The sequence below is a fragment of the Treponema sp. R6D11 genome, from assembly GCF_054786075.1.
Genome location: NZ_BDHD01001099.1, coordinates 1 through 388 on the forward strand (window position 1 = coordinate 1; position 388 = coordinate 388).

General features: G+C 47.7%; 1 protein-coding gene. It reads left to right on the top strand.

What is annotated here, in order from left to right:
- Positions 1-317: adenylosuccinate synthetase (locus tag ACYVTD_RS17645; RefSeq protein ID WP_461248924.1), on the top strand; the 317-nt coding region annotated here is incomplete at its 5' end.
- Between the last annotated feature and the right edge of the window lie 71 nt (positions 318-388).

Below are 388 nucleotides of genomic sequence, written 5' to 3' on the forward strand. Positions count from 1 at the left end.
GCCTTGTTATGACCCACCTGGACGTATACGACACTTTTGAGGAAATCAAGGCGTGCATCGCCTACCGCATAGGCGATAAAATAGTGGAAAACTTTCCCTCTTCGATCGAAGACCTTAACAAGGCGAAACCCGTCTTGCGTTCTTTTTCAGGTTGGAAAAAATCTTTGGCGAACGCGCTAACCTACGAAGAATTCCCCGACGCCGCGATGGAGTACATAAGCTTTATAGAACGTTTCTGCGAAACCCCGGTTGATATTGTTTCAGTCGGCTACGACCGCAAGGCGACGATAATCCGCAAGAGCCCATGGGTTCGTTAGTTTAATATGGACCAAATTTTAATTTTAGATTTTGGAAGCCAGACCACCCAGTTAATCGGCCGGCGCATCCG